Genomic DNA, 20,441 nt, shown 5'->3' with positions numbered 1-20,441 from the left:
CCGCCCCCAAAAGCCGCCTGCGCGGCCTCACGAATAGCTGACGCTCAAGATCTCGTAGGATTTCTCGCCACCCGGCGTGCGGACCTCGACGCTGTCGCCTTCGTCCTTGCCGATCAGGGCGCGGGCCAGCGGCGACTTGATGTTGAGACGACCCGCCTCGATGTCGGCCTCGTATTCGCCGACGATCTGGTAGGTCTTTTCCTCGTCGGTATCCTCGTCGACCAGCTTGACGGTCGCACCGAACTTGATCGAGCCGGACATCTTGGACGGGTCGATCACGTCGGCGAGGCCGATCACGCTCTCGAGTTCCTTGATCCGGCCTTCGATGAAGCTCTGCTTCTCCTTGGCCGAATGATACTCGGCGTTTTCCGAGAGGTCGCCATGCGCGCGTGCCTCGGAGATCGCCGCGATGATCGCCGGGCGTTCGACCGATTTCAGGTGCTTCAGCTCGGCATCGATCTTGGCGAAACCTTCGCGCGTCAGCGGGATCTTTTCCATCTTTACAGCCTTTCCCCCTGTCCCGGGGCCCGTGCAACACCGGACGTTCTAAGCCCGTGGGGCGGGCCGAAGTCAAGCCCGCCGCCCGGCACCGGCGACAGCCCGCCCCGCAGGGCCCGCCGCCCTTGGCAGGATAGGGCTTCGATGCCGTGGCGCCGGGTCGCAATTGTGCATGCCGGGTGCATGCGATAGGCCTTTGCGCGGAGCAGGAGAGCCAGCAGGGACACGCCAGATGACCGATACCGCCAGCCAGACCGAGACCCGCCCCGAGCGCGAGGCGATGGAATACGACGTGGTGATCGTCGGCGCCGGCCCCGCCGGGCTGTCGGCGGCGATCCGTCTCAAGCAGCTCGATCCCGAGATCTCGGTCGTGGTGCTCGAAAAGGGCTCGGAGGTCGGCGCGCATATCCTCTCGGGCGCGGTGCTCGACCCGTGCGGCCTCGACCGGCTGCTGCCGAACTGGCGCGAGATGGGCGCGCCGATCACCGTGCCGGTGCGCGACGACCGGTTCTACATGCTGGGCGAAAGCGGATCGATGCGCCTGCCCAACGCGATCATGCCGCCGCTGATGAACAACCACGGCAACTACATCGTCTCGATGGGCAATGTCTGCCGCTGGATGGCCGAAAAGGCCGAGGAGCTGGGCGTCGAGGTGTTCCCCGGCATGTCCTGCTCGGAGATCGTCTGGGGCGAGGATGGCCGCGTCGCCGGCGTGGTCGCTGGCGAGTTCGGCAAGAACCCCGACGGCACCCCCGGGCCGGGCTACGAGCCGGGCATGGAGCTCTTGGGCAAATACGTCTTCCTCGGCGAGGGCGTGCGCGGGTCGCTGTCCAAGCAGGTGATCGAGCGCTTCGCGCTGGGCGAGGGCCGCGAGCCGCAGAAATACGGCCTCGGCATGAAGGAGATCTGGGAGATCGACCCGGCCAAGCACAGCGAGGGCCGCGTCGTGCACACCATGGGCTGGCCGCTCGAGAAGAACGCCGGCGGCGGCTCCTTCATCTACCACCTCGACAACAATCAGGTCTATGTCGGCTTCGTGGTGCATCTGGGTTACGCCAACCCCTATCTGCGCCCCTATCAGGAGTTCCAGCGCTTCAAGCACCACCCGATGGTGGCCGAGCTGCTGAAGGGCGGCAAGCGCGTGGCCTATGGCGCGCGCGCCATCACCGAGGGCGGCTGGCAGTCGCTGCCCAAGACCGCCTTCCCGGGCGGCGCGCTGCTGGGTTGTTCGGCGGGCATGGTCAACGTGCCGCGTATCAAGGGCAACCACAACGCCATGCTCTCGGGCATCCATGCCGCCGAGGCCGCCTATGAGGCGATGTCCTCGGGCCGCGCTGGAGACGTGCTCGAAAGCTACGACACGGCGGTCCGCGAAGGTGCGATCGGCAAGGACCTCAAGAAGGTCCGCAACGTGAAGCCGCTCTGGTCGCGCTACGGTCTCACCGCGTCGCTGGCGCTGGGCGGCTTCGACATGTGGACCAACACGCTGGGATTCTCGCTTCTGGGCACCTTGGGCCACGGCAAGACCGATGCCGAGGCGACCGAACCGGCCAAGGATCACGCGGAAATTGCATATCCGAAGCCCGATGGCGTTTTGAGCTTCGATCGACTCACCAATGTCAGTTTCTCCGGCACAAACCACGAAGAAAGCCAGCCCTGTCACCTAAAATTGAAGGACCCCAAAGTCCCCATCGGTCACAACCTGCCGGTCTACGCCGAACCGGCACAACGCTACTGCCCGGCCGGGGTATACGAAGTGGTTGAAAAGGAAGGCGGACCGGAGTTCGTGATCAACTTCCAGAACTGCGTCCACTGCAAGACCTGCGACATCAAGGACCCCAGTCAGAACATCGTCTGGACGGTGCCTCAGGGCGGTGACGGGCCCAATTACCCGAACATGTGATCGCGGATATCCGCCGGTCGGTGGGAACCCGCATTGCGCGGTGCCGTTGCTCTCACTAGCTTGGCCCGCGGCGATCGGGCCAAACCCGGAACGGCAGGAGCAATACGCATGGTGACCCGCAACCTCCGGGCCTTGGCCGCTATGGCCGGGCTTCTGGCGGCTACGCCGCTCTCGGCGCAATCTGATGCAGGCCCCTATCTCGCAGCACGAGCAGCCGCCGCAGCACAGGATTACTCCGCAGCGGCTGACTGGTTCACCACCGCACTGGGTTCGGACCCGACCAACCCTCTCTTGCTCGAAGGCGCAATCGCCGGGCTGCTGGCCACCGGCGAGGTCTCCGAGGCGCTGCCACTGGCGGTGCGGCTGCGCGATTCCGGCGGCGAAAGCCAGATCGCCGACATGGTGCTGCATCTCGATGCGGCGCAGCGCGGCGCCTGGAACGAGACCTTCGAACTGTTCGAGGCCGGTCGCAGCATCGGTCCGCTGGTCGATGGCGTGACGCGCGCCTGGGCGCGGCTCGGCCAAGGCCGGATGGATCAGGCCCTGACCGCCTTCGATGAAGTGATCAACACCAACGGGCTGCGCGGCTTCGGCCTCTACCACAAGGCGCTGGCGCTGGCTTCGGTCGGCGATTTCGAGGCCGCCGAGGAAATCCTCGGTGCCGCCCCCGACAACGGGTTGGCGCTGGGTCTGCCGGTGGTGGTGGCGCAGGCGCAAGTGCTCGCGCAACTCGACCGGGCCGATGACGCGGTGGCGCTCCTCGACGAGGCCGGGCGTGGCGCACCCGAGGCCACTGCCCTTCGCGACCGCCTCGCCGCGGGCGAGAGCGTGGCCTGGAACATCGCGACGACGCCGCTCGAGGGCCTGTCCGAGCTCTACGTCTCGGTAGCCAGCGCGCTGGGTTCGGAACTGCCCGAGCATTTCGTCCTGCTGCATGTCCGCGTGGCTTTGGCGCTCGACCCTGATCGGGTCGACGCGCTGCTTCTGGCTGCCGGCCTTCTGGAGCAGGCCGGGCGGCATGATCTGGCGCAGGAGGCCTATGCCGCCATTCCCGCCGACGACCCCGCCCACATCACGGCCGAGCTGGGCCGCGCCGAGGTGCTGCGCCGTTCGGGCCAGCCCGCCCGGGCGCTCGAAGTGCTCGAACAACTGGCCCGCATTGCCCCCGATCTGGTCGAGGTGCCGGTTGCGCTGGGTGACCTGCACCGCTCCGAGGGCGAGAATGCCGCGGCCGAGGGGGCCTATGGCCGCGCCATCGAAATGGCCGGCGAAAATGCGGCCTGGTGGCTGTACTACATGCGCGGCATCGCTCGGCACGCCCAGGACAACTGGTCCGGCGCCGAGGCCGATTTCCGCGCCGCGCTCGGCACCGATCCCGACCAGGCCGAGGTGTTGAACTTCCTCGGCTACTCCCTGGTCGAACGGGGCGAGGCGCTGGACGAGGCACTGGGCATGATCGAACGCGCCGTGCGCGCGCAGCCCGATAACGGCGCCATCGTCGACAGCCTCGGCTGGGCGCAGTTCAAGCTCGGCCAGTTCAGGGAGGCCGTGGGCCATCTCGAACGCGCCGCCGAGCTGGAGCCTGCTGACCCGATCGTCAATGATCACCTGGGCGACGGCTACTGGGCCGTCGGACGCCACACCGAGGCGCGGTTCCAATGGCAGCGCGCGTTGTCCTTCGACCCCGAGCCCGCGGCGGCGGAGCGGATCCGCCGCAAGCTGGAAGTCGGCCTCGATGCGGTGATCGCCGCCGAAGGGGGCGTGCCGCTGGCGCGGTTCGCGGAGCGTCGCTGATGCCGCTCGACAAGGGTCTGGCCCCTGCCAAGATCAATCTCGCGCTGCACGTCACCGGCGTGCGCGCCGGGGGGTATCACCTGCTCGACAGTCTCGTGGCCTTTGCAGGGGTGGGCGATCAGCTCACTGCCTTGCCCGCCGCCGAACTGACGCTCGAGGTGACGGGCCCATTCTCGCAGGGCGTGCCGGTCGACGAGACCAATTCGGTCCTGAGGGCGGCGCGGCTCTTGCAGGAATTGCGCGGTGTCACGCAGGGCGCGCGGCTGAAGCTCGTCAAGACCCTGCCGCATGCCGCCGGAATCGGCAGCGGCTCTTCCGACGCGGCGGCGGCGCTGCGGCTCCTGTCGCAATTCTGGGGGGTCGAGAACTTCTCGCCTTCGGATCCCGAAGTGCTTGAGCTGGGGGCCGACGTTCCGGTCTGCCTGCATGCTCCCGCCCCGGCCCGTATGCGCGGCATCGGTGAGGTGCTCGAACCGCTCCCCGCCCTGCCCGGCTGCGGGCTGGTGCTGGTCAATCCCGGTGTGGAGGTGCCCACAGGGCAGGTGTTCGAGCGGCTGGAGCGCTCCGACAACTCGGCCATGGACGCCCTTCCGGAACGGCTCGACCATGCCGGTTTCGTCGAATGGCTCGCGGCACAGCGCAACGATCTGCAGGCCCCGGCCGAAGCACTGGCCCCTGAGATCGGCCAGGCGCTGAAGCGGCTGCGCGCCACGCCCGGCGTCGATCTGGCATTGATGTCCGGATCGGGTGCGACCTGCATCGGCCTGTGCCGCGACATGGGCCGCGCCCGTCAAGCGGCGCGGACGATCCAGCTGTCCCAGATGGGGTGGTGGGTGGCGCCGGCGCCGCTACTCAGCTGATCCGCTCGACCACGTAATCGGCTAGATCTTCGAGCATCTCGCGCAGCTCATGATCGGGCAGCGCGCGCAGGGCATGCTTGGCCCGTTCGGCCCAGTCGAGCGCGGTACGGCGGGTCGATTCGAGCGCGCCATGCCGATCGAGAATGTCTTGCGCGCGGTCGAGATCTCCCGCCTCGACCCGGCCCCGGCCGATGCAGCGCGCCCAGAACTCACGCTCTTCGGTGTCGGCCTTCGCCAGCGCCCGGATCACCGGGAGCGTCAGCTTGCCCTCTCGGAAATCGTCGCCTACCGATTTGCCCGTGGCCGAGGTGCCCCGGTAGTCGAGCAGGTCGTCGACAATCTGGAACGAGATGCCGAGCGCGTCTCCATAGGCGCGCAACGCGGTGACCCGCGCTTCCGAGGCCCCCGCGATGACGCCGCCCGCCTCGGTCGCCGCGGCGAAGAGCGCCGCCGTCTTGCCGCGCACCACGCGCAGATAGGTGTCCTCGGTGGTAGCGATGTTGCGCGCCGCCGTCAGCTGCAGCACCTCGCCCTCGGCGATGGTGGCGCTCGCGTTGGCGAGGATGTCGAGCACCCGCAGCGAACCAGTTTCGACCATCAGTTGGAACGAGCGTGCGAAGAGATAGTCGCCGACCAGCACCGAGGAGGTGTTGTCCCACAGCAGGTTCGCCGTCGGTCGGCCGCGCCGCTGCTTGCTGTCGTCGACGACATCGTCATGCAGGAGCGTCGCGGTATGGATGAACTCGACCGTGGCCGCGAGGTGGACGTGATAGGGGCCGTCATAGCCGCACATCCGCGCAGCCGCGAGCGTCAGCATCGGGCGCAGCCGCTTGCCGCCGGCCTCCACGAGATGCGCCGTCACCTCGGGGATGCGCGGCGCGTGCTCGGAAGCCATCCGGGCGCGGATCATCGCGTTGACGGCCTCCATGTCGCCCTTGAGCGCTTCGGCGAGACGGTCGTGAGGTTTGGCGGTCGTGGCGAGATCCATGGGCAGCGGTCTTCTCGACAAGAGCGTCGGAACGCTCTAGCTGGTTGCGGATGAAAGAGCTTCTGCGCAGCAACGACCCGACGGTCATCGCCTTTGCCACCGCCCTTCTGAACGGCGAGGGTATAGACTGCTTCGAATGGGACGTAAACACGAGCATCCTCGAAGGCTCGATCGGAATCCTCCCGCGCCGGCTGATGGTGCGCGACGCCGACCACGCCGCCGCAGAGCGGGCGATGCGCGACAATGACGTCGATCTGGGCCGATGAGGCGCTGACCCGCGACGCCTTTCTCGGCGGGCGGGTGACACTGCTGCAACCCCGGGAAGGTTACCGGGCCGGGACCGATCCTGTGCTCCTCGCCGCCGCCATCGACGCCACACCGGGCGAGAGCGTGCTCGAGATCGGCTGCGGCGCGGGCGCCGCGATGATCTGCCTCGCCGCAAGGGTGCCGGAACTCGATCTGTCGGGGGTCGAGGTCCAGCCCGGCTACGCCGATCTGGCGCGCCGTAACGCCGAGGCAAACGGCATCGCCGCCAGCATCCATACCGCCGATCTGCGGGCTCTACCCGGTGCGCTCAAGGCGCGACGATTCGACCATGTGATCGCCAACCCGCCCTATTTCGATCGCAGCCGGTCCCGGCCTGCCCCCAACCCGGCCAAGGAGACCGCCTTCGGCGCCCCGCTGCCGCTGTCGGAGTGGATCGACGCGATGGCTCGCAGGGTCGCGCCAGGCGGCCGGCTGTGGCTGATCCAGCGGGCCGACCGCCTGCCCGAGATCTTCGCTGCGCTGCATGGGCGGATGGGCGGGCTCGCGGTACGGCCGCTGGTATCCCGGCAGGGCCGTGATGCGGAGAGGGTCTTGGTCACCGCGCGCCAGTCCGGCCGGGCGGCATTCCGACTCGCTCCGCCGCTGGTCCTGCACGCGGGCACGCGGCACGTGTCCGACGCCGCCGATTTTACCCCGGAAGCAGAAAGCATTCTACGTCACGGGGAAAAATTGCGCATGTAGTCTCCGGGGATTAGCAAAATTTCGCCACCCCGGCTAACAAAGGTCCAATGCTGCGCATCGAAGTGGTGACAGGATTGTAAAACCATGCTCGACTGATCCGGTCGCAACCTGACACAGGAGACTGTCCATGAGCCTGACATCGCATCTGGAGGAACTGCGCAGGAAACACCAATCCCTCTCGCGGGAAGTGGAGATGGCGCAAAGGTCGCCCGCCTCGAGTGACTTCGAGATCGCTCAGATGAAGAAACGCAAGCTCATGCTGAAGGAAGAGATCACGCGGCTAAGCCCGCACTAGGCCACCGGCGCGCCGGGGCCGTGCCCCGTCGCGCTTTGTCGCGGGGATCGGTCTGGTCAGAGGATCGTGCCATCCCCGCTTCAGAGGGCGCCCGCGCGGGAGCGACGGGCGCCCGGTTGCATTCAGGGGTCGCCATATTGGGACCCGTGCGCCTCTCAGGGCGCCGAAACGCCGAACGGGCGCCCGAAGGCGCCCGTCCTGCATGTCGAAGCTCATCCGTCGCCGATCTTAGGCGAGGTACTGCCCGCCATTGGCCGATAAGGTCGAGCCGGTGATGAAGCCTGCATCCTCGGAGGCCAGGAACACCACGCAGCGAGCGATCTCCTCGGCCTCGCCCAGACGGCCCACCGGGATCTGCGGCAGGATCACCTCGTTCATCACCTTCTCGGGGATGGTGCTCATCATCTCGGTGTTGATGTAGCCCGGGCAGATCGTGTTCACGGTGATCCCGGCGCGTGCGCCTTCCTGCGCCAGCGCCTTGGTGAAGCCGATGTCGCCGGCCTTGGCGGCGGCGTAGTTGGCTTGGGCGAACTGGCCCTTCTGGCCGTTGATCGACGAGATGTTCACGACGCGGCCGAACTTGCGCTCGCGCAGGCCGGGCCAGACGCAATGGGTCATGTTGAACAGCCCGGTCAGGTTGGTGTCGATCACCTCCCGCCATTGCTGCGGCGTCATCTTGTGAAAGGGCGCGTCGCGGGTGATGCCAGCGTTGTTGACGAGGATCTCCACCGGGCCGTGCTCTTCCTCGACATGGGCGATACCGGCCTTGCAGGCCTCGTAATCGCCGACGTCCCACTTGTAGGTCGCGATGCCGGTCTCATCGGTGAAGGCGCGCGCCTTTTCGTCGTTGCCAGCATAGGTCGCCACGACGGTGTATCCTTCCGCCTTCAGCGCCTTGGAAATGGCGGCGCCGATCCCGCGGCTGCCTCCCGTCACCAATGCCGTTCTTGCCATCGCTGTGCTCCCTCGCCTTGCAAACTGGTCTCGCCCGACCCTCTCGCATCACGCAGGGTCAAGCAAGCCCAACTCGTCGCAGAAGACCTCCGCGTCGCGCATTCCCTGATCCCAGGTGCGACGCAGCTTGTCGGGATCGGTGAAATCGATCTTGTCGGCCGGGGTCTCGTCGGATGGCATCACATAGCGTCGGCCCGGCACTTCCGGCAGCTTGCGATAGCGCCGAGTGAGAAGAACCAGCGTCTCGCCCGTATCGGGCTCGGGCATCGGGGCCTGGTCGGCCATGCCGCCATCGACCACCGGCCGACCGTCCCAGTCGGGCGGCTCGAAGATCGGCGGAATCACGGCGGCGGCGCAGACCAGATCGACCAGCTGGCCGTCGCGCGCCGCCTGCCGCGCGTCGACCAAATCGCAGTCCAGCCCGAGCTTCGCGGCCCAGGAAAAATGTGGGGAATTGATCAGGTGCAGTTCGGCCTCGTAGGCCAGCGTCGCGGCCACGCCGCTGATCTTGGGCAGGCCACCGGCGGGCGGATGGGCGATCAGGATCTGCAGCTGCGGCCCCTCGGCCACGCGCCGGGCGGCAGCCTCATCGAGCACCTTGGAGACGACCTTGCAGTAGATCCGCTGGTGCGGGCTGATGCCCTCCCCGTCAGGGTCGAACAGGTTGCTGCCCTGCTCCTCGAAGGCGTCGCACATGGCGTCGAGCAGCTTGCGCTCACAGCCCGCGACATGGGTCGCCGCCGAGAGCGCGCCGCCGGAGACGCCGGTGATGCGTTCCGGCGCGATGGCGGTGTGGCGGCCCAGAACCTCCATGAAGCCGCCCTGCCAGAAACAGCGCAGACCGCCCCCCGAAAAGACGAGTTGTCGGGGAGCGGTCCAAGGCATCAGTCGCGCTCGACGCAGAGCGCGACTCCCATGCCGCCGCCGATGCACAGGGTGGCGAGGCCCTTCTTGGCGTCGCGGCGCTGCATTTCATGCAGCAGCGTGACCAGCACGCGGCAGCCGCTCGCGCCGATCGGGTGACCGATGGCGATGGCGCCGCCATTGACGTTCACTTTCTCGGGGTCCCAGCCCATTTCCTTGTTCACCGCGAGCGCCTGGGCGGCAAAGGCCTCGTTCGCTTCGATCAGGTCGAGGTCGTCGACCGACCATCCTGCCTTGTCGAGCGCCTTCTTGCTCGCATAGATCGGGCCCTCGCCCATATAGGCCGGGTCGAGACCGGCAGTGGCATAGGCCGCGATCCGCGCCAGCGGCTTGATGCCACGGCGGTTCGCCTCGTCGAGCGACATCAGCAGGGTCGCCGCAGCGCCGTCATTGAGACCAGAGGCGTTGCCGGCGGTGACCGAGCCGTCCTTGGCGAAGGCCGGGCGCAGCTTGGCCATCGACTCGATGCTGGCGCCGTGTCGAATGTACTCGTCGGCGTCGGTCACCACGTCGCCCTTGCGGGTCTTGACGGTGAAGGCGACGATCTCGTCCTTGAAGCGGCCCGCCTTCTGGGCCTCTTCGGCCTTGTTCTGGCTGCGAACGGCAAACTCGTCCTGCATCTCGCGGGTGATCTGGTGGCGCGAGGCGACGTTCTCGGCCGTGGTGCCCATGTGGTAGTCGTTGAAGGCGTCCCAGAGGCCGTCCTTGATCATCGTGTCGGTGAGCTTGATGTCGCCCATCTTCTGACCCTGGCGCAGGGTCTGCGCATGCGGGGCGAGCGACATGCTCTCCTGACCGCCGGCACAGACGATGCTCGCATCGCCGAGCTGGATGTGCTGGGCCGCCAGCGCCACGGCGCGCAGGCCCGAGCCGCAGACCTGGTTGAGCCCCCAGGCCGCCGATTCCTGCGGCAGGCCGGCCAGGATATGCGCCTGGCGGGCGGGGTTCTGGCCCTGGGCGGCGGTCAGCACCTGACCGAGGATGGTCTCGCTCACCTCGCCCTTCTCGACGCCGGCGCGCGAGACGACCTCTTCGAGCACGGCCGCGCCGAGCTGGTGTGCCGGGGTGTTGGCAAAGGCACCGCCGAAGCTGCCCACCGCGGTACGGGCGGCAGAGGCGATAACGACATTGGTCATGGAATTCTCCCTCACAGACGGGCCGGCACACGCCGGGGGCCCGGATCGCGGTCGAGCCTAGCAGCCTCTGCCGTCAGGGCAACGGCATTCGGCGCGCCGCGCCGGGCCGCCGCGCCGGACGGCCCCAGAGGAAGCCCTGCAGGCAATCGACGCCGATCCCCGACAGGCTGCGCGCCTCGGCTTCGGTCTCGACGCCGCAGGCGACGCTGGCCATGCCGAACTGCCGCGCCACCGCGACAAGCGCGGCGCAGAGCACCTGGTTGTCAGGGTCGGCTTCAACGCCGCGGATGAAATGCGCGTCGAGCTTCACGAGGTCGAAGAGGAAGTCGCGCAGATGCCGGAACGCGGTCTGGCCCGCACCGAACTCGTCGAGGGCGAAGGCCACGCCGCGCGGCCGCGCCTCGGCCATGAAGCGGCAGACCACCTCCGGCAGGGTCATCGCCGAGCTTTCGGAGATCTCGAGCACCAGCCGTTCGCCGATGCCGGGGGCGCGGGCCAACCCGTCCTCGAGCGTGCGGCGCCAGCGCCCGTCGCCAATCGAGCGCGCCGACATGTTGATCGAGGGCCTGAGCGACGGGTCGCGGCGCAGCGCCTCCAGACCCTCGCACAACGCAACGCGGTCGAGATCGCGGCCCAGCGCCGTCTCCTCGACGCCGGGTAGGAAGTGCCGCGCCGGCAGCAGGCGCCCGCCATGGTCGCGCAGCCGAATGAGCCCCTCATGAAACACCGTCGCGCCGGTCCGGGCGACGATCCCCGGCTGGTAGGCCAACTCAGTGCGCCGTTCGGCGAGCGCCGCGCGCACGAGGCACGGGATGTCGGCCGCGTCGAGCGCCATGGCATGGGCGAACGGATCGGTGGGGGGGATCGGTCTCGGTCGGCATGAAGGCCCCTCTCGGCATCGCCCCCGATCCTGCGCGCGATGTCCTAAGAGCGAGCGACCGGCCCTACCAGCGCGACAACGCATCCTCGTCTTCGGGCGTCGCTTCGACCCAATGCGCGCCGGTCTGCGTCACCTCCTTCTTCCAGAAGGGGGCGCGGGATTTTAGGTAGTCCATCAGGTACTCGGCCGCCTCGAAGGCGGCCCGGCGATGCGCCGCGGCGGTGGCCACCATCATGATCGGCTGCCCCACCGGCAGGGCACCATAGCGGTGGATGACCAGCAGGTCCGCCAGATCCCAGCGTGCCCGGGCGGCCTCGGCGATCTCGCCGATCGCCTTCTCTGTCATGCCCGGGTAATGCTCGATCTCCATGCGGACCAGCCCGCCATCCCGGTCGCGCACGATACCGGTGAAGCTGACCACCGCGCCGACCTGCTGACGGCCATGGCTGAAGGCGTCGAGCTCGGCGCCTGCGTCGAACGGCCCCTCCTGCACCGCGACCTTCATCCTAGCCTCCGGTCATCGGCGGAAAGAACGCGACCTCGCGCACGCCGGACAGGGGCGCGTCGAACTCCGACAGCTCCTGATCGAGCGCGACCCGCAGCGCCGAGACGTCGGCGAAGGCGGCGGCGTAGCGTTCCTCGCGGCCGCGCAGCTCGTCGACCAGATCGGCCACGGTGGCGGCCGTCGTCTCGACCCGCTCGCGCGGCAGGCCGATGCGCTCACGCACCCAGGCGAAATAGACGATCTCGATCACGGCGCCCGGCTCCGGCCCGGCTCGGGGGCAGGGGCGTCGCGCAGGAAAGGCAGCGCCTTGGAGAAATAATCCCAGCCCGTCACGAGCGTCAGGATCGCGGCCAGCCACAGCAGCAGGATACCAACCCACCAGCTGATCATCATGCCCCAGTATTTCCAGACCAGACCGGCTTCGTCCGGGGTGCCGCCCGAGAGGATCGAATCGACCATGGTCTCGTCCATGCCGAGACTTTCCATGACAAAGTAATGTTCGAAGGCCCCGGTCGAGAACAGCACCGCGATCGCCACCATCTGCGCCGTGGTCTTCCACTTGGCGAGCTTGGTCACCTTCAGCAGCCCCGCCTTGCTGCCGAGGAACTCGCGCAGCCCCGAGACAAAGACCTCGCGGAACAGGATCAGCGTCGCGGGCAGCAGGATCCACGGGTTCATTCCGGAGAAACCGGTGATGACGAGTAGCGCGATGATCACCATCGCCTTGTCGGCGATCGGATCGAGCATCGCGCCGAATTTCGATTCCTGCTTCCAGGCGCGGGCAAGATAGCCGTCGACGAAGTCGGTCACCGCCGCGACGACGAAGAGCACCAGTGCGAACCAGTCGGCCCAAGGGCGCAGGAAGAACAGGAACATCACCGCGATGCCGGGGGCGGCCAGCAGGCGCAGCACGGTAAGGATATTGGGCAGGGTCCAGGTCATGCGGCTAGAGATAGCGCGCCCACCCCGGTCTTGCCATAGCCCGTCCGCCCGCGCCCGCCCTTTCGCCGATCCCCGGCCCGGCGGGCGCGGCTATCATCGACAGCCGCGCGACCCCGACGCGGTCAGCCCTTGTCGTGGAAATGATTGTAGATCTTCTCCGCGAGGCTCTTGGAGACGCCCTGCACCGCCTCGAGATCGGCGAGGTTGGCGCGGCTCACCGCCTTGGCCGAGCCGAAATGCGCCAGCAGCGCGCGCTTGCGCGTGGCCCCCACCCCGGCGATCTCGTCGAGCGGCGTGGCGCCCACGGCCTTGGCGCGCTTGGCGCGGTGCGTGCCGATGGCGAAGCGGTGCGCCTCGTCGCGCAGCCGCTGGATGAAGTAGAGAACCGGGTCGTTGCGCGGCAGCGCGAAGGGCCGCATGCCTGTGCGGTGGAACTCCTCCTTGCCGTGGTCGCGGTCGACGCCCTTCGCGACGCCGATCATCGCTACGTCGTCGACGCCGAGCTCATCGAGGATCTGCTGCACCGCGCTGACCTGCCCCGCGCCGCCGTCGATCAGCAGCAGGTCCGGCCAGGCCGGGCTTTCGCGGTTCGGATCTTCCTTCAGGAGCCGCGCGAAACGGCGCGTCAGCACCTCCTTCATCATGCCGAAATCGTCGCCCGGCGTGATCTCGGTGCCCTTGATGTTGAACTTCCGGTACTGGCTCTTCTCGAAGCCCTCGGGCCCCGCGACGATCATCCCCCCCACGGCGTCGGTGCCCATGATGTGGGAGTTGTCGTAGACCTCGATCCGGCGCGGCGGCGCGTCGAGCCCGAAAGCCTCGGCAAGCCCGCGCAGCAGCTTGGCCTGCGTCGCGGTCTCGCTCATCTTGCGCGCGAGGCTCTCGCGCGCGTTGCGCATGGCGCCGCCCACCAGCTCGGCCTTTTCACCACGCTGGGGCACGATGATCTCGACCCTGCGGCCGAGTTTCTCCGACAGCGCCTCGATCATCAGATCGGGATCGTCGAGCCCGTGGCTCAGGATCAGCTGTCGCGGCGGCTCACGATCCGCGTAGAACTGGCCCACGAAGGCCTGCATCACCTCCGAGGGGTCCTCCTCGCCGGAGACGCGGGGATAATAGTCGCGGTTGCCCCAGTTCTGGTTGCCGCGGATGAAGAACACCTGCACGCAGGCCTGCCCGCCCTCGACATGGAGCGCGATGACATCGGCCTCGGAGACGCCGCGCGGGTTGATGCCCTGCGCGGTCTGCACCTGGGTCAGCGCCCGGATCCGGTCACGCAACGCGGCCGCGCGCTCGAACTCCATCGCTTCGCTGGCCTCGGCCATCTGGCGGCCGAGCACCTCCTGCACCTGGGTCGACTTGCCCGACAGGAACCGCACCGCGTCCTCGACCGAGCGGGCATATTCTTCGCGGCCAATCTCGCCCGTGCAGGGGGCGGAGCAGCGCTTGATCTGATGCAGCAGGCAGGGGCGCGTGCGGCCCTCGAACACCGAATCCGTGCAGTTGCGCAGCAAAAACGCCTTCTGCAGCTGGTTCAGCGTGCGGTTCACCGCACCGGCGGAGGCGAAGGGCCCGAAGAACTGTCCCGGCCCCTTTCGGGCACCGCGATGCTTGCCGATCTGCGGGAAGTCGTGGTCCGAGATGTGGATGTTCGGGAACGACTTGTCGTCGCGCAGCAGCACATTGTAGCGCGGCTTGAGCTGCTTGATGAGGTTCTGCTCGAGCAGCAGCGCCTCGGTCTCGGTCCGGGTAGTGAGGAACATCATCGAGGCGGTCTCGCGGATCATCCGCGCGATGCGCCCCGAGTGGCCGGTGGGCCGGGCATAGCTCGACACGCGCGCCCGCAGATTGCGCGCCTTGCCGACATAGAGCACGCGGCTTTCGGCATCGAGCATGCGGTAGACGCCGGGCGAGCCGTCGATCAGTCGCAGCTGCGAGCGGATCAGCTCATGGCCGGTGAGGGGCGCGTCCGGGGTATCGGTCTTGGTGTCGGTCATGCGGTCCATATCGGCATCATACGCGGACCCTGCAATCTAGTTGTCCCCGCGTTCCATGCAAAGCTGTCCACCGTTTCTGGGGATAAGCGGGTGGACAGTCGCGGGAAAGCCCAAGATTTCCCCAGCCCCGCGCCGCCGCGACCGGACTGCCCGTTTTTTAGGCATCCTCCTGTCGCTCAGCGGCTCCAGCCGGTGAACCCGACCGAAAAGGTGACGCCTGCATCATCATAGACGTCGAGCGTGGAGTCGACATGTTCGTAGCCGACCCCGACCGTGAAGCGCGGGGCGAGCCGGAGGTTGCCCCCCCGCGTGGGGAGGGAGAAGGGCCGCAATCCTGATCGTCGCGCCCGAATCCCGGACTTCATCAAAATTTCGGCAAGCGGTGCGTCAGTTGCGGCCTTGGATATCCGGCGTCTGCCAACCCAGATGCTGACCGCCATCGACGCAGAGCAGTTGGCCCGTGACACCGGGTGCGTCGATGAAGTAGCCCAGCGCCGCGCAGATATCCTCGGGGTTGGAGCCGCGCTGTAGCACCGTGTTGGCGCGCTGGGCGGCGTAATGCGCGTCGGACTGGCTCGCCCCTTGCAGGGTCGGGCCGGGGCCGATGGCGTTGACCCGGATGCGGGGCGCCAGCGCCTGCGCGGCGGTGCGGGTGAAGGCCCAGAGCCCCATCTTGGCGATGGTGTAGGACATGAAGTCCGGCGTCAGCTTGCGCACCCGCTGGTCGACGATGTTGACCACCAGCCCCTGTGCCAGCGGCTCGCCGCGCGAATCCGTGGCCGGTGCCTCGATCCCCTCGGCCATGCGCTGGGTCAGCACCACCGGCGCGCGCAGGTTGCTCTCCATCGCGCGGTCCCAGCTTTCGCGGGTGCCGGTCTCGACGCTGTCCCATTCGAAGATCGAGGCCGAGTTGACGAGGCAGGTGAGCGGCCCGCCCAGTGCCTCGACCGCGCGGGGCACCAGCGCTTGGGTCGCCGCCTCGTCGAGCAGGTCGGCAACGAGCACATGCGCCGCACGGCCCATGGCGCGGATCTCGGCCGCGACCTCCTCGGCCGGCTCGCGGGAGGCGTTGCAATGCACCACCACGTCGAAGCCGCGCCGGCCGAGATCGAGCGCCATGGCCCGGCCCAGCCGCGCACCGGCGCCGGTGACGAGCGCCCGCGCCTTCATGCCAGCACCGTCACGCCGTAGCCGACATAGAGTACGGTCAGCGCCACGCCCCAGCCGCGCGTCACGTCGCGCCCCCAATAGACGAAGGGGACCAGCAGCAGCGAAGCGGCGAGCATCACCCACAGATCGAAGCCGAGGAAATCCGCGCCCACCGGGATCGGGCCGACGAGGCTGGCCACGCCGATGATGCCGAGCAGGTTGAACATGTTCGACCCGATCACGTTGCCCATCGCGACGTCGGCCTCGCGCCGGATCGCCGCCATCACGGTGGTGGCCAGTTCAGGCAGGGAGGTGCCGATCGCCACCAGCGTCAGGCCGATCGCCGTCTCCGACACGCCGAAGGTTTCGGCGATCGAGACCGCGCCCGTCACCAGCAGGTCGGCGCCGACCGGCAGGCCGATCAGACCGGCGACGAGATAGGCCACGACCTTCCAGCCACGCATGCGCGGATCGGCGCCCTCGACCTCCTCCTCATCGACTGCGGCGGCGCCGTTGCGATGCTTGTGCGCCGTGCGCGCGGCGTGGGTCAGCATCGCCGCCAGTGCCGCGAGCAGCACCAGACCGGCCCACCAGCTCAGCACGCCGGTGAAGGCCAGCGCCATGAACAGCACGGTCGCCGCCATCATCTGCAGGAAGCTAGAGCGCGTATCCGCGCCGCCGCTGGCATGCAGCGTGGTGATCAGCGCCGGGATACCCAGCACCAGGAGCACGTTGGCGGTGTTGGAGCCGACCACGTTGCCCAGCGCGATGCCCGGCGTGCCCTTGAGGATCGCGTCGACCGAAACCAGCAGTTCCGGCGCCGAGGTTCCGAAGGCGACCACGGTGAGCGAAACGATCAGCGCCGGGATTCCGAGCCGCAGCGCGAGGTTCACCGCCCCCTTCACCAGCGCATCCCCTGCCAGCAGGAGGAGCACCAGCCCCGCCGCCACCATCAGCCAATCCATCAGGTCCTGTCCTTTCCGCAGGGGCATGGCCCCTTGCCTATCCTCGGCCGCCCGCAGGCGGCGCAGCGTCCGCGCCCCAGCAGCCCCTTGGGACCTCGGGGCTTCGGCAGCCGCAGTTTTCCGAACATGGCGAGCACGACCATGCCCACCAGAAACAGCGTGACGATCTTGATCAGCATCAAAGACCGAAGCGGGCGAAACCCGCGCGCTCCTCGATCGCGGCCAGGGCGTCGCCCATCAGCGCCGCGCCGAAGCGCGACAGCAGCGGCCGCCGCTTGGCATAGCGGCGCAGCCGCACCTTGTCGCCGAACCGCGCCTTGAGGCTCGGCACCAGATGCCCGATGCCGTCGGCGAGCCCCTTCTCGACCGCCCGCGCGCCGATCCAGATCTCGCCTGTGAACAGATCCGGATCCTCGGCCAGCTTCGCGCCGCGCCGGGCCTTCACCTGTTCGATGAAATAGTCATGCATCTCCTCGAGCCAGCGCTCGAGCCGCGCGACGTCCTCGGGCTTTTCGGGACGAAAGGGGTCGAGCAGGCTCTTGGACTTGCCGGCGGTGTGCACCCGCCGCTCGATCCCGTGCCGGTCGAGGAATTCATGCGCGCCGAACCCGGCCGAAATGACCCCGATCGACCCCAGCACCGAGCCGCGATCGGCGAAGATCTCGTCGGCGGCGGTGGCCAGCCAGTAGCCGCCCGAGGCCGCCACGTCCTCGATGAAGGCGATCACCGGAACGCCCTTTTCCTCCGACAGCCGCCGGATCCGGGCCGCGATCAGCGCCGACTGCACCGGCGATCCACCGGGCGAGTTGATCTCGATCGCGACGGCGGCGGGCTTGCCGCGCCGAAAGGCTTTCTCGATCATCGGCGCGGTGCCCGCATCGTCGAGCCCGCCACGGCCGACGCCGATCACGCCCTGCAGGCGAATGACGGATATGACAGGCCCCTTGGGCCGGAACGGCAGCCAGTTCTTCATGCCTCGACATCTAGGCCCGGCCCGGCCCCGCCACAAGCCTACTGGCGAATCCGCCAGCCGGTGCGGAAGATGAGCCAGATGATTCCGAGGCAGATCGCCGTGAACAGCGCGATCGCCGCGAGGCTCACCCCGATCGGCACGTCGGCCTGCCCGAAGAATGACCAGCGGAAGCCCGAGATCAGGTAGACCACTGGGTTGAACCGGGTCACCACCTGCCAGGCAGGCGGCAGCATCGAGATCGAGTAGAAGCTGCCACCGAGAAACACCAAGGGCGTGATCACCAGAAGCGGGATCAACTGCAGCTGCTCGAAGTTCTTGGCCCAGATCCCGATGATGAAGCCCAGCAGCGCGAAGCTGATGCAGGTCAGGAACAGGAAGGCCAGCATCGCGAGCGGGTGCAGGATGGTGAAATCGACGAACAGGAACGAGGTGGCGAGGATCACGAGGCCGATGAACAGCGCCTTGGTCGCGGCGGCACCCACGAAGCCCAGCGTCACCTCCAGAAAGCTGATCGGTGCCGAGAGGTATTCGTAGATCGTGCCGATGAATTTCGGGAAGTAGATCGCGAAGCTGGCATTCGAGGTGGCCTGCGTCATCACCGAGAGCATGATCAGGCCGGGGATGATGAAGGCCGCGTAGTCCACCCCCTCGACCTGGTCCATGCGCGAGCCGATCGCTGCGCCGAAGACCACGAAATAGAGCGAGGTGGAGATCACCGGCGAGACGAAGCTTTGCAGCAGCGTGCGGAAGAAGCGGGCCATTTCGGCCCTATAGATCGCTGAGATCGCGCCGAAATTCATACCGTATCCTCCTTCACGAGCCCGACGAAGATGTCCTCCAGGCTCGAAGCCGAGGTCGATAGGTCCGCCAGCTGCAGACCGGCCGCCTGCAAATCCGCCAGAAGCGCGGTGATGCCGGTGCGCGAGGCATGGGTGTCGTAGGTATAGACCAGCGCCCCGCCGTCATCGGTCCGGGCCAGCCCCTCGCGGCGCAGGCCTTCGGGAATCTCGGCCACCGGCTCGGTCAGCTCGATCCTGAGTTCCTTGCGGCCCAGCCGCGCCATCAGGTCGGCGGTGCGCTCGACCAGCATGATCCTGCCCTTGGAGATCACGCCGATCCGGTCGGCGATGGCCTCGGCCTCCTCGATGTAATGGGTGGTGAGGATGATCGTGACCCCCTCCTCGCGCAGCCGCGCCACAACCCGCCACATGTCGCGCCGCAGCTCCACGTCGACGCCGGCGGTCGGCTCGTCGAGGAACAGCACGCGCGGGCCGTGGCTCAGCGCCTTGGCGATCAGCACCCGGCGCTTCATGCCGCCCGACAGCTCCATCACCTTGGCGTCGCGCTTTTCCCACAGCGACAGGTCGCGCAGCAGCCGTTCGAGATGCGCGTCGTCGCGCGGCCGGTCGTAGAGGCCGCGGGTGAAGCGGACGTTGTTCCACACGGTCGAGAACGGCTCGAGCGCGATCTCCTGCGGCACCAGCCCGATCAGGTCGCGGGCGCGGCGCCAGTCGCGCACCACGTCGTGGCCGCCGACCTCCACCACACCACCCGAGGGCATGGTGATGCCGCAGATGGTCGAGATCAGAGTGGTCTTGCCGGCGCCATTCGGACCGAGCAGCGCGATGATCTCGCCCTCCTCGATGTCGAGCGTCACGCCGCTCAGGGCGGTGAAGCCGCCCTTGTAGGTCTTTGTCAGGTCACGGACCGACACGATGGGGGGCATTGGTTTCGCCTCGCTTGGGATCGGCGCGACGATAGCCGCGCCCCCGCACGGGCGAAACCCCGCCGCCATGCGCGCTCGCGCACAGCGCTCAGCGCATCCGCCAGGCCCGGATCGCGTGGCCCGGCAGGATAAGCGCACAACGCGCGTAGCGCCCGGCGAGGCGGGCCGGGTCGGAGGCCGCGCGCCATAGCCATTCCAGTGCCAGCCGCCGCACCAGACGCGGTGCCCGGCGCTGCGTTCCGGCGATGAAATCCAGACCCGCCCCGATCGAGACGAAGCCGATCTCGGAGTGCCGCGCCCGGCCGCGCGCGGCGAGCCGCTCCTGCTTGGGTGCGCCCAGCGCCACGAAGACCAGCCGCGCGCCGCTGGCTGCCAGCGCATCCAGCGCCGCATCCGCCGCCGCGCCTTCGGGATCGAAGCCCATCGGCGGCGCAATCCGGGCCGCCACCCGCAGCCCCGGCACCCGCGCCTCCAAGGCCCCCGCCGCCGCCTTCAGACTGGCCTCGGTGCCCCCGATCAGCGCCACCGGCACGCCCTGCGCCGCGGCGAGTTCGGCCAGCGGCGTGATCAGGTCGGAGCCGGGCAGCAGCGCCATCTCGCGGCCCGCCAGCCGCGCCAGCCAGACCACAGGGTTGCCGTCGGCGGTCACCAGATCCTGCGCGGCATAGGCGTCGCGAAACGCCCCGTCGCGCGGCAACTTGACGAGGTGGTCGAGATTGAGCGTCGCCAGCGCGAAGCCCCGCCCGGCGCCGAGCCGGGCGGACACCTCGGCCAAGAGCGCGGCGCGATCGGTCATGTTGACCCGCACGCGCCCCGCACCGTGATCGAATTCCATGCCTTTCTCCCGCACCGCGCTCCGCCCTCTTGGCGCGACGGCCGGGCTGTCATAGCCATGCGACCATGGACCCGTGGCCGCCGCAATGCCGCCACGCCCCTTGTGTACC

The 20,441-nt window shown here is 68.2% G+C and carries 23 protein-coding genes; 6 read left to right on the top strand and 17 right to left on the bottom strand.

All coding sequences use genetic code 11. From position 1 onward, the window contains the following. Positions 1 to 27 precede the first annotated feature (27 nt). The gene (gene greA / locus FHS00_RS13560; RefSeq protein WP_183474627.1) at positions 28 to 498 is read right to left on the bottom strand and encodes a transcription elongation factor GreA; all 471 of its coding nucleotides are present in this window, start codon (positions 496 to 498) and stop codon (positions 28 to 30) included. Positions 499 to 730: 232 nt separating this feature from the next. Between greA and FHS00_RS13555 the strand changes: the two genes are divergently transcribed. The 3 genes from FHS00_RS13555 (at position 731) to FHS00_RS13545 (ending at position 5,055) form a co-directional block, all read left to right on the top strand. Further along, entirely contained in the window at positions 731 to 2,401 is a 1,671-nt protein-coding gene (locus FHS00_RS13555) for an electron transfer flavoprotein-ubiquinone oxidoreductase (RefSeq protein WP_183474626.1), read from the top strand. Positions 2,402 to 2,509: 108 nt separating this feature from the next. Continuing rightward, entirely contained in the window at positions 2,510 to 4,195 is a 1,686-nt protein-coding gene (locus tag FHS00_RS13550; RefSeq protein WP_183474625.1) for a tetratricopeptide repeat protein, read from the top strand. Then, positions 4,195 to 5,055: a 4-(cytidine 5'-diphospho)-2-C-methyl-D-erythritol kinase gene (locus FHS00_RS13545; RefSeq protein WP_183474624.1), complete on the top strand. Its 861-nt coding sequence runs from the start codon at positions 4,195 to 4,197 to the stop codon at positions 5,053 to 5,055. The genes FHS00_RS13550 and FHS00_RS13545 overlap by 1 nt, the downstream gene beginning before the upstream one ends. Here FHS00_RS13545 and FHS00_RS13540 read toward each other — a convergent pair. Then, entirely contained in the window at positions 5,048 to 6,043 is a 996-nt protein-coding gene (locus FHS00_RS13540) for a polyprenyl synthetase family protein (RefSeq protein WP_183474623.1), read from the bottom strand. The genes FHS00_RS13545 and FHS00_RS13540 overlap by 8 nt on opposite strands. A gap of 50 nt (positions 6,044 to 6,093) precedes the next feature. Here FHS00_RS13540 and FHS00_RS13535 point away from each other — a divergent pair, with 50 nt between their 5' ends. The 3 genes from FHS00_RS13535 (at position 6,094) to FHS00_RS13525 (ending at position 7,346) form a co-directional block, all read left to right on the top strand. After that, positions 6,094 to 6,309, top strand: coding sequence for a putative signal transducing protein (locus tag FHS00_RS13535; RefSeq protein ID WP_183474622.1), 216 nt, complete (start codon positions 6,094 to 6,096; stop codon positions 6,307 to 6,309). Then, positions 6,287 to 7,051: a tRNA1(Val) (adenine(37)-N6)-methyltransferase gene (locus FHS00_RS13530; RefSeq protein ID WP_183474621.1), complete on the top strand. Its 765-nt coding sequence runs from the start codon at positions 6,287 to 6,289 to the stop codon at positions 7,049 to 7,051. Before FHS00_RS13535 ends, FHS00_RS13530 begins: the two co-directional genes overlap by 23 nt. Before the next feature lie 127 nt (positions 7,052 to 7,178). After that, positions 7,179 to 7,346, top strand: coding sequence for a YdcH family protein (locus FHS00_RS13525; RefSeq protein ID WP_183474620.1), 168 nt, complete (start codon positions 7,179 to 7,181; stop codon positions 7,344 to 7,346). A 228-nt stretch (positions 7,347 to 7,574) separates the two neighbouring features. On the opposite strand, the gene phbB is transcribed toward FHS00_RS13525, so the two are convergent. The 15 genes from phbB to FHS00_RS13450 all read right to left on the bottom strand — a co-directional run bounded on the left by phbB (position 7,575) and on the right by FHS00_RS13450 (position 20,332). Further along, positions 7,575 to 8,300: an acetoacetyl-CoA reductase gene (phbB, locus tag FHS00_RS13520; protein ID WP_183474619.1), complete on the bottom strand. Its 726-nt coding sequence runs from the start codon at positions 8,298 to 8,300 to the stop codon at positions 7,575 to 7,577. Between the two features lie 48 nt (positions 8,301 to 8,348). Continuing rightward, on the bottom strand, positions 8,349 to 9,185 hold the full coding sequence (locus FHS00_RS13515; protein ID WP_183474618.1) for a patatin-like phospholipase family protein: 837 nt from the start codon (positions 9,183 to 9,185) through the stop codon (positions 8,349 to 8,351). After that, on the bottom strand, positions 9,185 to 10,360 hold the full coding sequence (locus FHS00_RS13510) for an acetyl-CoA C-acetyltransferase (protein ID WP_183474617.1): 1,176 nt from the start codon (positions 10,358 to 10,360) through the stop codon (positions 9,185 to 9,187). The genes FHS00_RS13515 and FHS00_RS13510 overlap by 1 nt, the downstream gene beginning before the upstream one ends. 73 nt (positions 10,361 to 10,433) lie before the next feature. Continuing rightward, positions 10,434 to 11,195 (bottom strand): EAL domain-containing protein, encoded by a 762-nt coding sequence (locus FHS00_RS13505; RefSeq protein ID WP_246391331.1) that lies wholly within the window; start codon positions 11,193 to 11,195, stop codon positions 10,434 to 10,436. 109 nt (positions 11,196 to 11,304) lie between these two features. Beyond that, the gene (locus tag FHS00_RS13500) at positions 11,305 to 11,745 is read right to left on the bottom strand and encodes a molybdenum cofactor biosynthesis protein MoaE (protein ID WP_183474615.1); all 441 of its coding nucleotides are present in this window, start codon (positions 11,743 to 11,745) and stop codon (positions 11,305 to 11,307) included. Between the two features lies 1 nt (position 11,746). Then, on the bottom strand, positions 11,747 to 11,995 hold the full coding sequence (moaD, locus tag FHS00_RS13495) for a molybdopterin converting factor subunit 1 (RefSeq protein WP_183474614.1): 249 nt from the start codon (positions 11,993 to 11,995) through the stop codon (positions 11,747 to 11,749). Further along, positions 11,992 to 12,687, bottom strand: coding sequence for a CDP-diacylglycerol--glycerol-3-phosphate 3-phosphatidyltransferase (gene pgsA, locus FHS00_RS13490; RefSeq protein WP_183474613.1), 696 nt, complete (start codon positions 12,685 to 12,687; stop codon positions 11,992 to 11,994). The genes moaD and pgsA overlap by 4 nt, the downstream gene beginning before the upstream one ends. Before the next feature lie 122 nt (positions 12,688 to 12,809). Then, a complete protein-coding gene (gene uvrC / locus FHS00_RS13485; RefSeq protein ID WP_425486044.1) occupies positions 12,810 to 14,693 on the bottom strand; it encodes an excinuclease ABC subunit UvrC in 1,884 nt (627 codons plus the stop codon). A 378-nt stretch (positions 14,694 to 15,071) separates the two neighbouring features. Further along, on the bottom strand, positions 15,072 to 15,854 hold the full coding sequence (locus FHS00_RS13480) for an SDR family oxidoreductase (RefSeq protein WP_183474612.1): 783 nt from the start codon (positions 15,852 to 15,854) through the stop codon (positions 15,072 to 15,074). Next, a complete protein-coding gene (locus FHS00_RS13475; protein WP_183474611.1) occupies positions 15,851 to 16,798 on the bottom strand; it encodes a calcium/sodium antiporter in 948 nt (315 codons plus the stop codon). Before FHS00_RS13475 ends, FHS00_RS13480 begins: the two co-directional genes overlap by 4 nt. Then, positions 16,798 to 16,977: a hypothetical protein gene (locus FHS00_RS13470; protein WP_183474610.1), complete on the bottom strand. Its 180-nt coding sequence runs from the start codon at positions 16,975 to 16,977 to the stop codon at positions 16,798 to 16,800. The genes FHS00_RS13475 and FHS00_RS13470 overlap by 1 nt, the downstream gene beginning before the upstream one ends. Next, positions 16,977 to 17,771: a S49 family peptidase gene (locus tag FHS00_RS13465; RefSeq protein WP_183474609.1), complete on the bottom strand. Its 795-nt coding sequence runs from the start codon at positions 17,769 to 17,771 to the stop codon at positions 16,977 to 16,979. The genes FHS00_RS13470 and FHS00_RS13465 overlap by 1 nt, the downstream gene beginning before the upstream one ends. 38 nt (positions 17,772 to 17,809) lie before the next feature. Then, positions 17,810 to 18,571 (bottom strand): ABC transporter permease, encoded by a 762-nt coding sequence (locus FHS00_RS13460; RefSeq protein WP_183474608.1) that lies wholly within the window; start codon positions 18,569 to 18,571, stop codon positions 17,810 to 17,812. Continuing rightward, entirely contained in the window at positions 18,568 to 19,497 is a 930-nt protein-coding gene (locus FHS00_RS13455) for an ABC transporter ATP-binding protein (RefSeq protein WP_183474607.1), read from the bottom strand. The genes FHS00_RS13460 and FHS00_RS13455 overlap by 4 nt, the downstream gene beginning before the upstream one ends. A gap of 88 nt (positions 19,498 to 19,585) precedes the next feature. Continuing rightward, positions 19,586 to 20,332 carry a WecB/TagA/CpsF family glycosyltransferase gene (locus FHS00_RS13450; RefSeq protein ID WP_183474606.1) on the bottom strand — a complete coding sequence of 249 codons (747 nt, stop codon included), beginning with the start codon at positions 20,330 to 20,332 and terminating at the stop codon, positions 19,586 to 19,588. Positions 20,333 to 20,441 lie beyond the last annotated feature (109 nt).

This window comes from Limimaricola variabilis (assembly GCF_014195545.1).
GTDB lineage: Bacteria > Pseudomonadota > Alphaproteobacteria > Rhodobacterales > Rhodobacteraceae > Limimaricola > Limimaricola variabilis.
The sequence above is the reverse complement of the archived record's forward strand: the minus strand, read 5'-3'. Positions and strand labels throughout refer to the sequence as shown.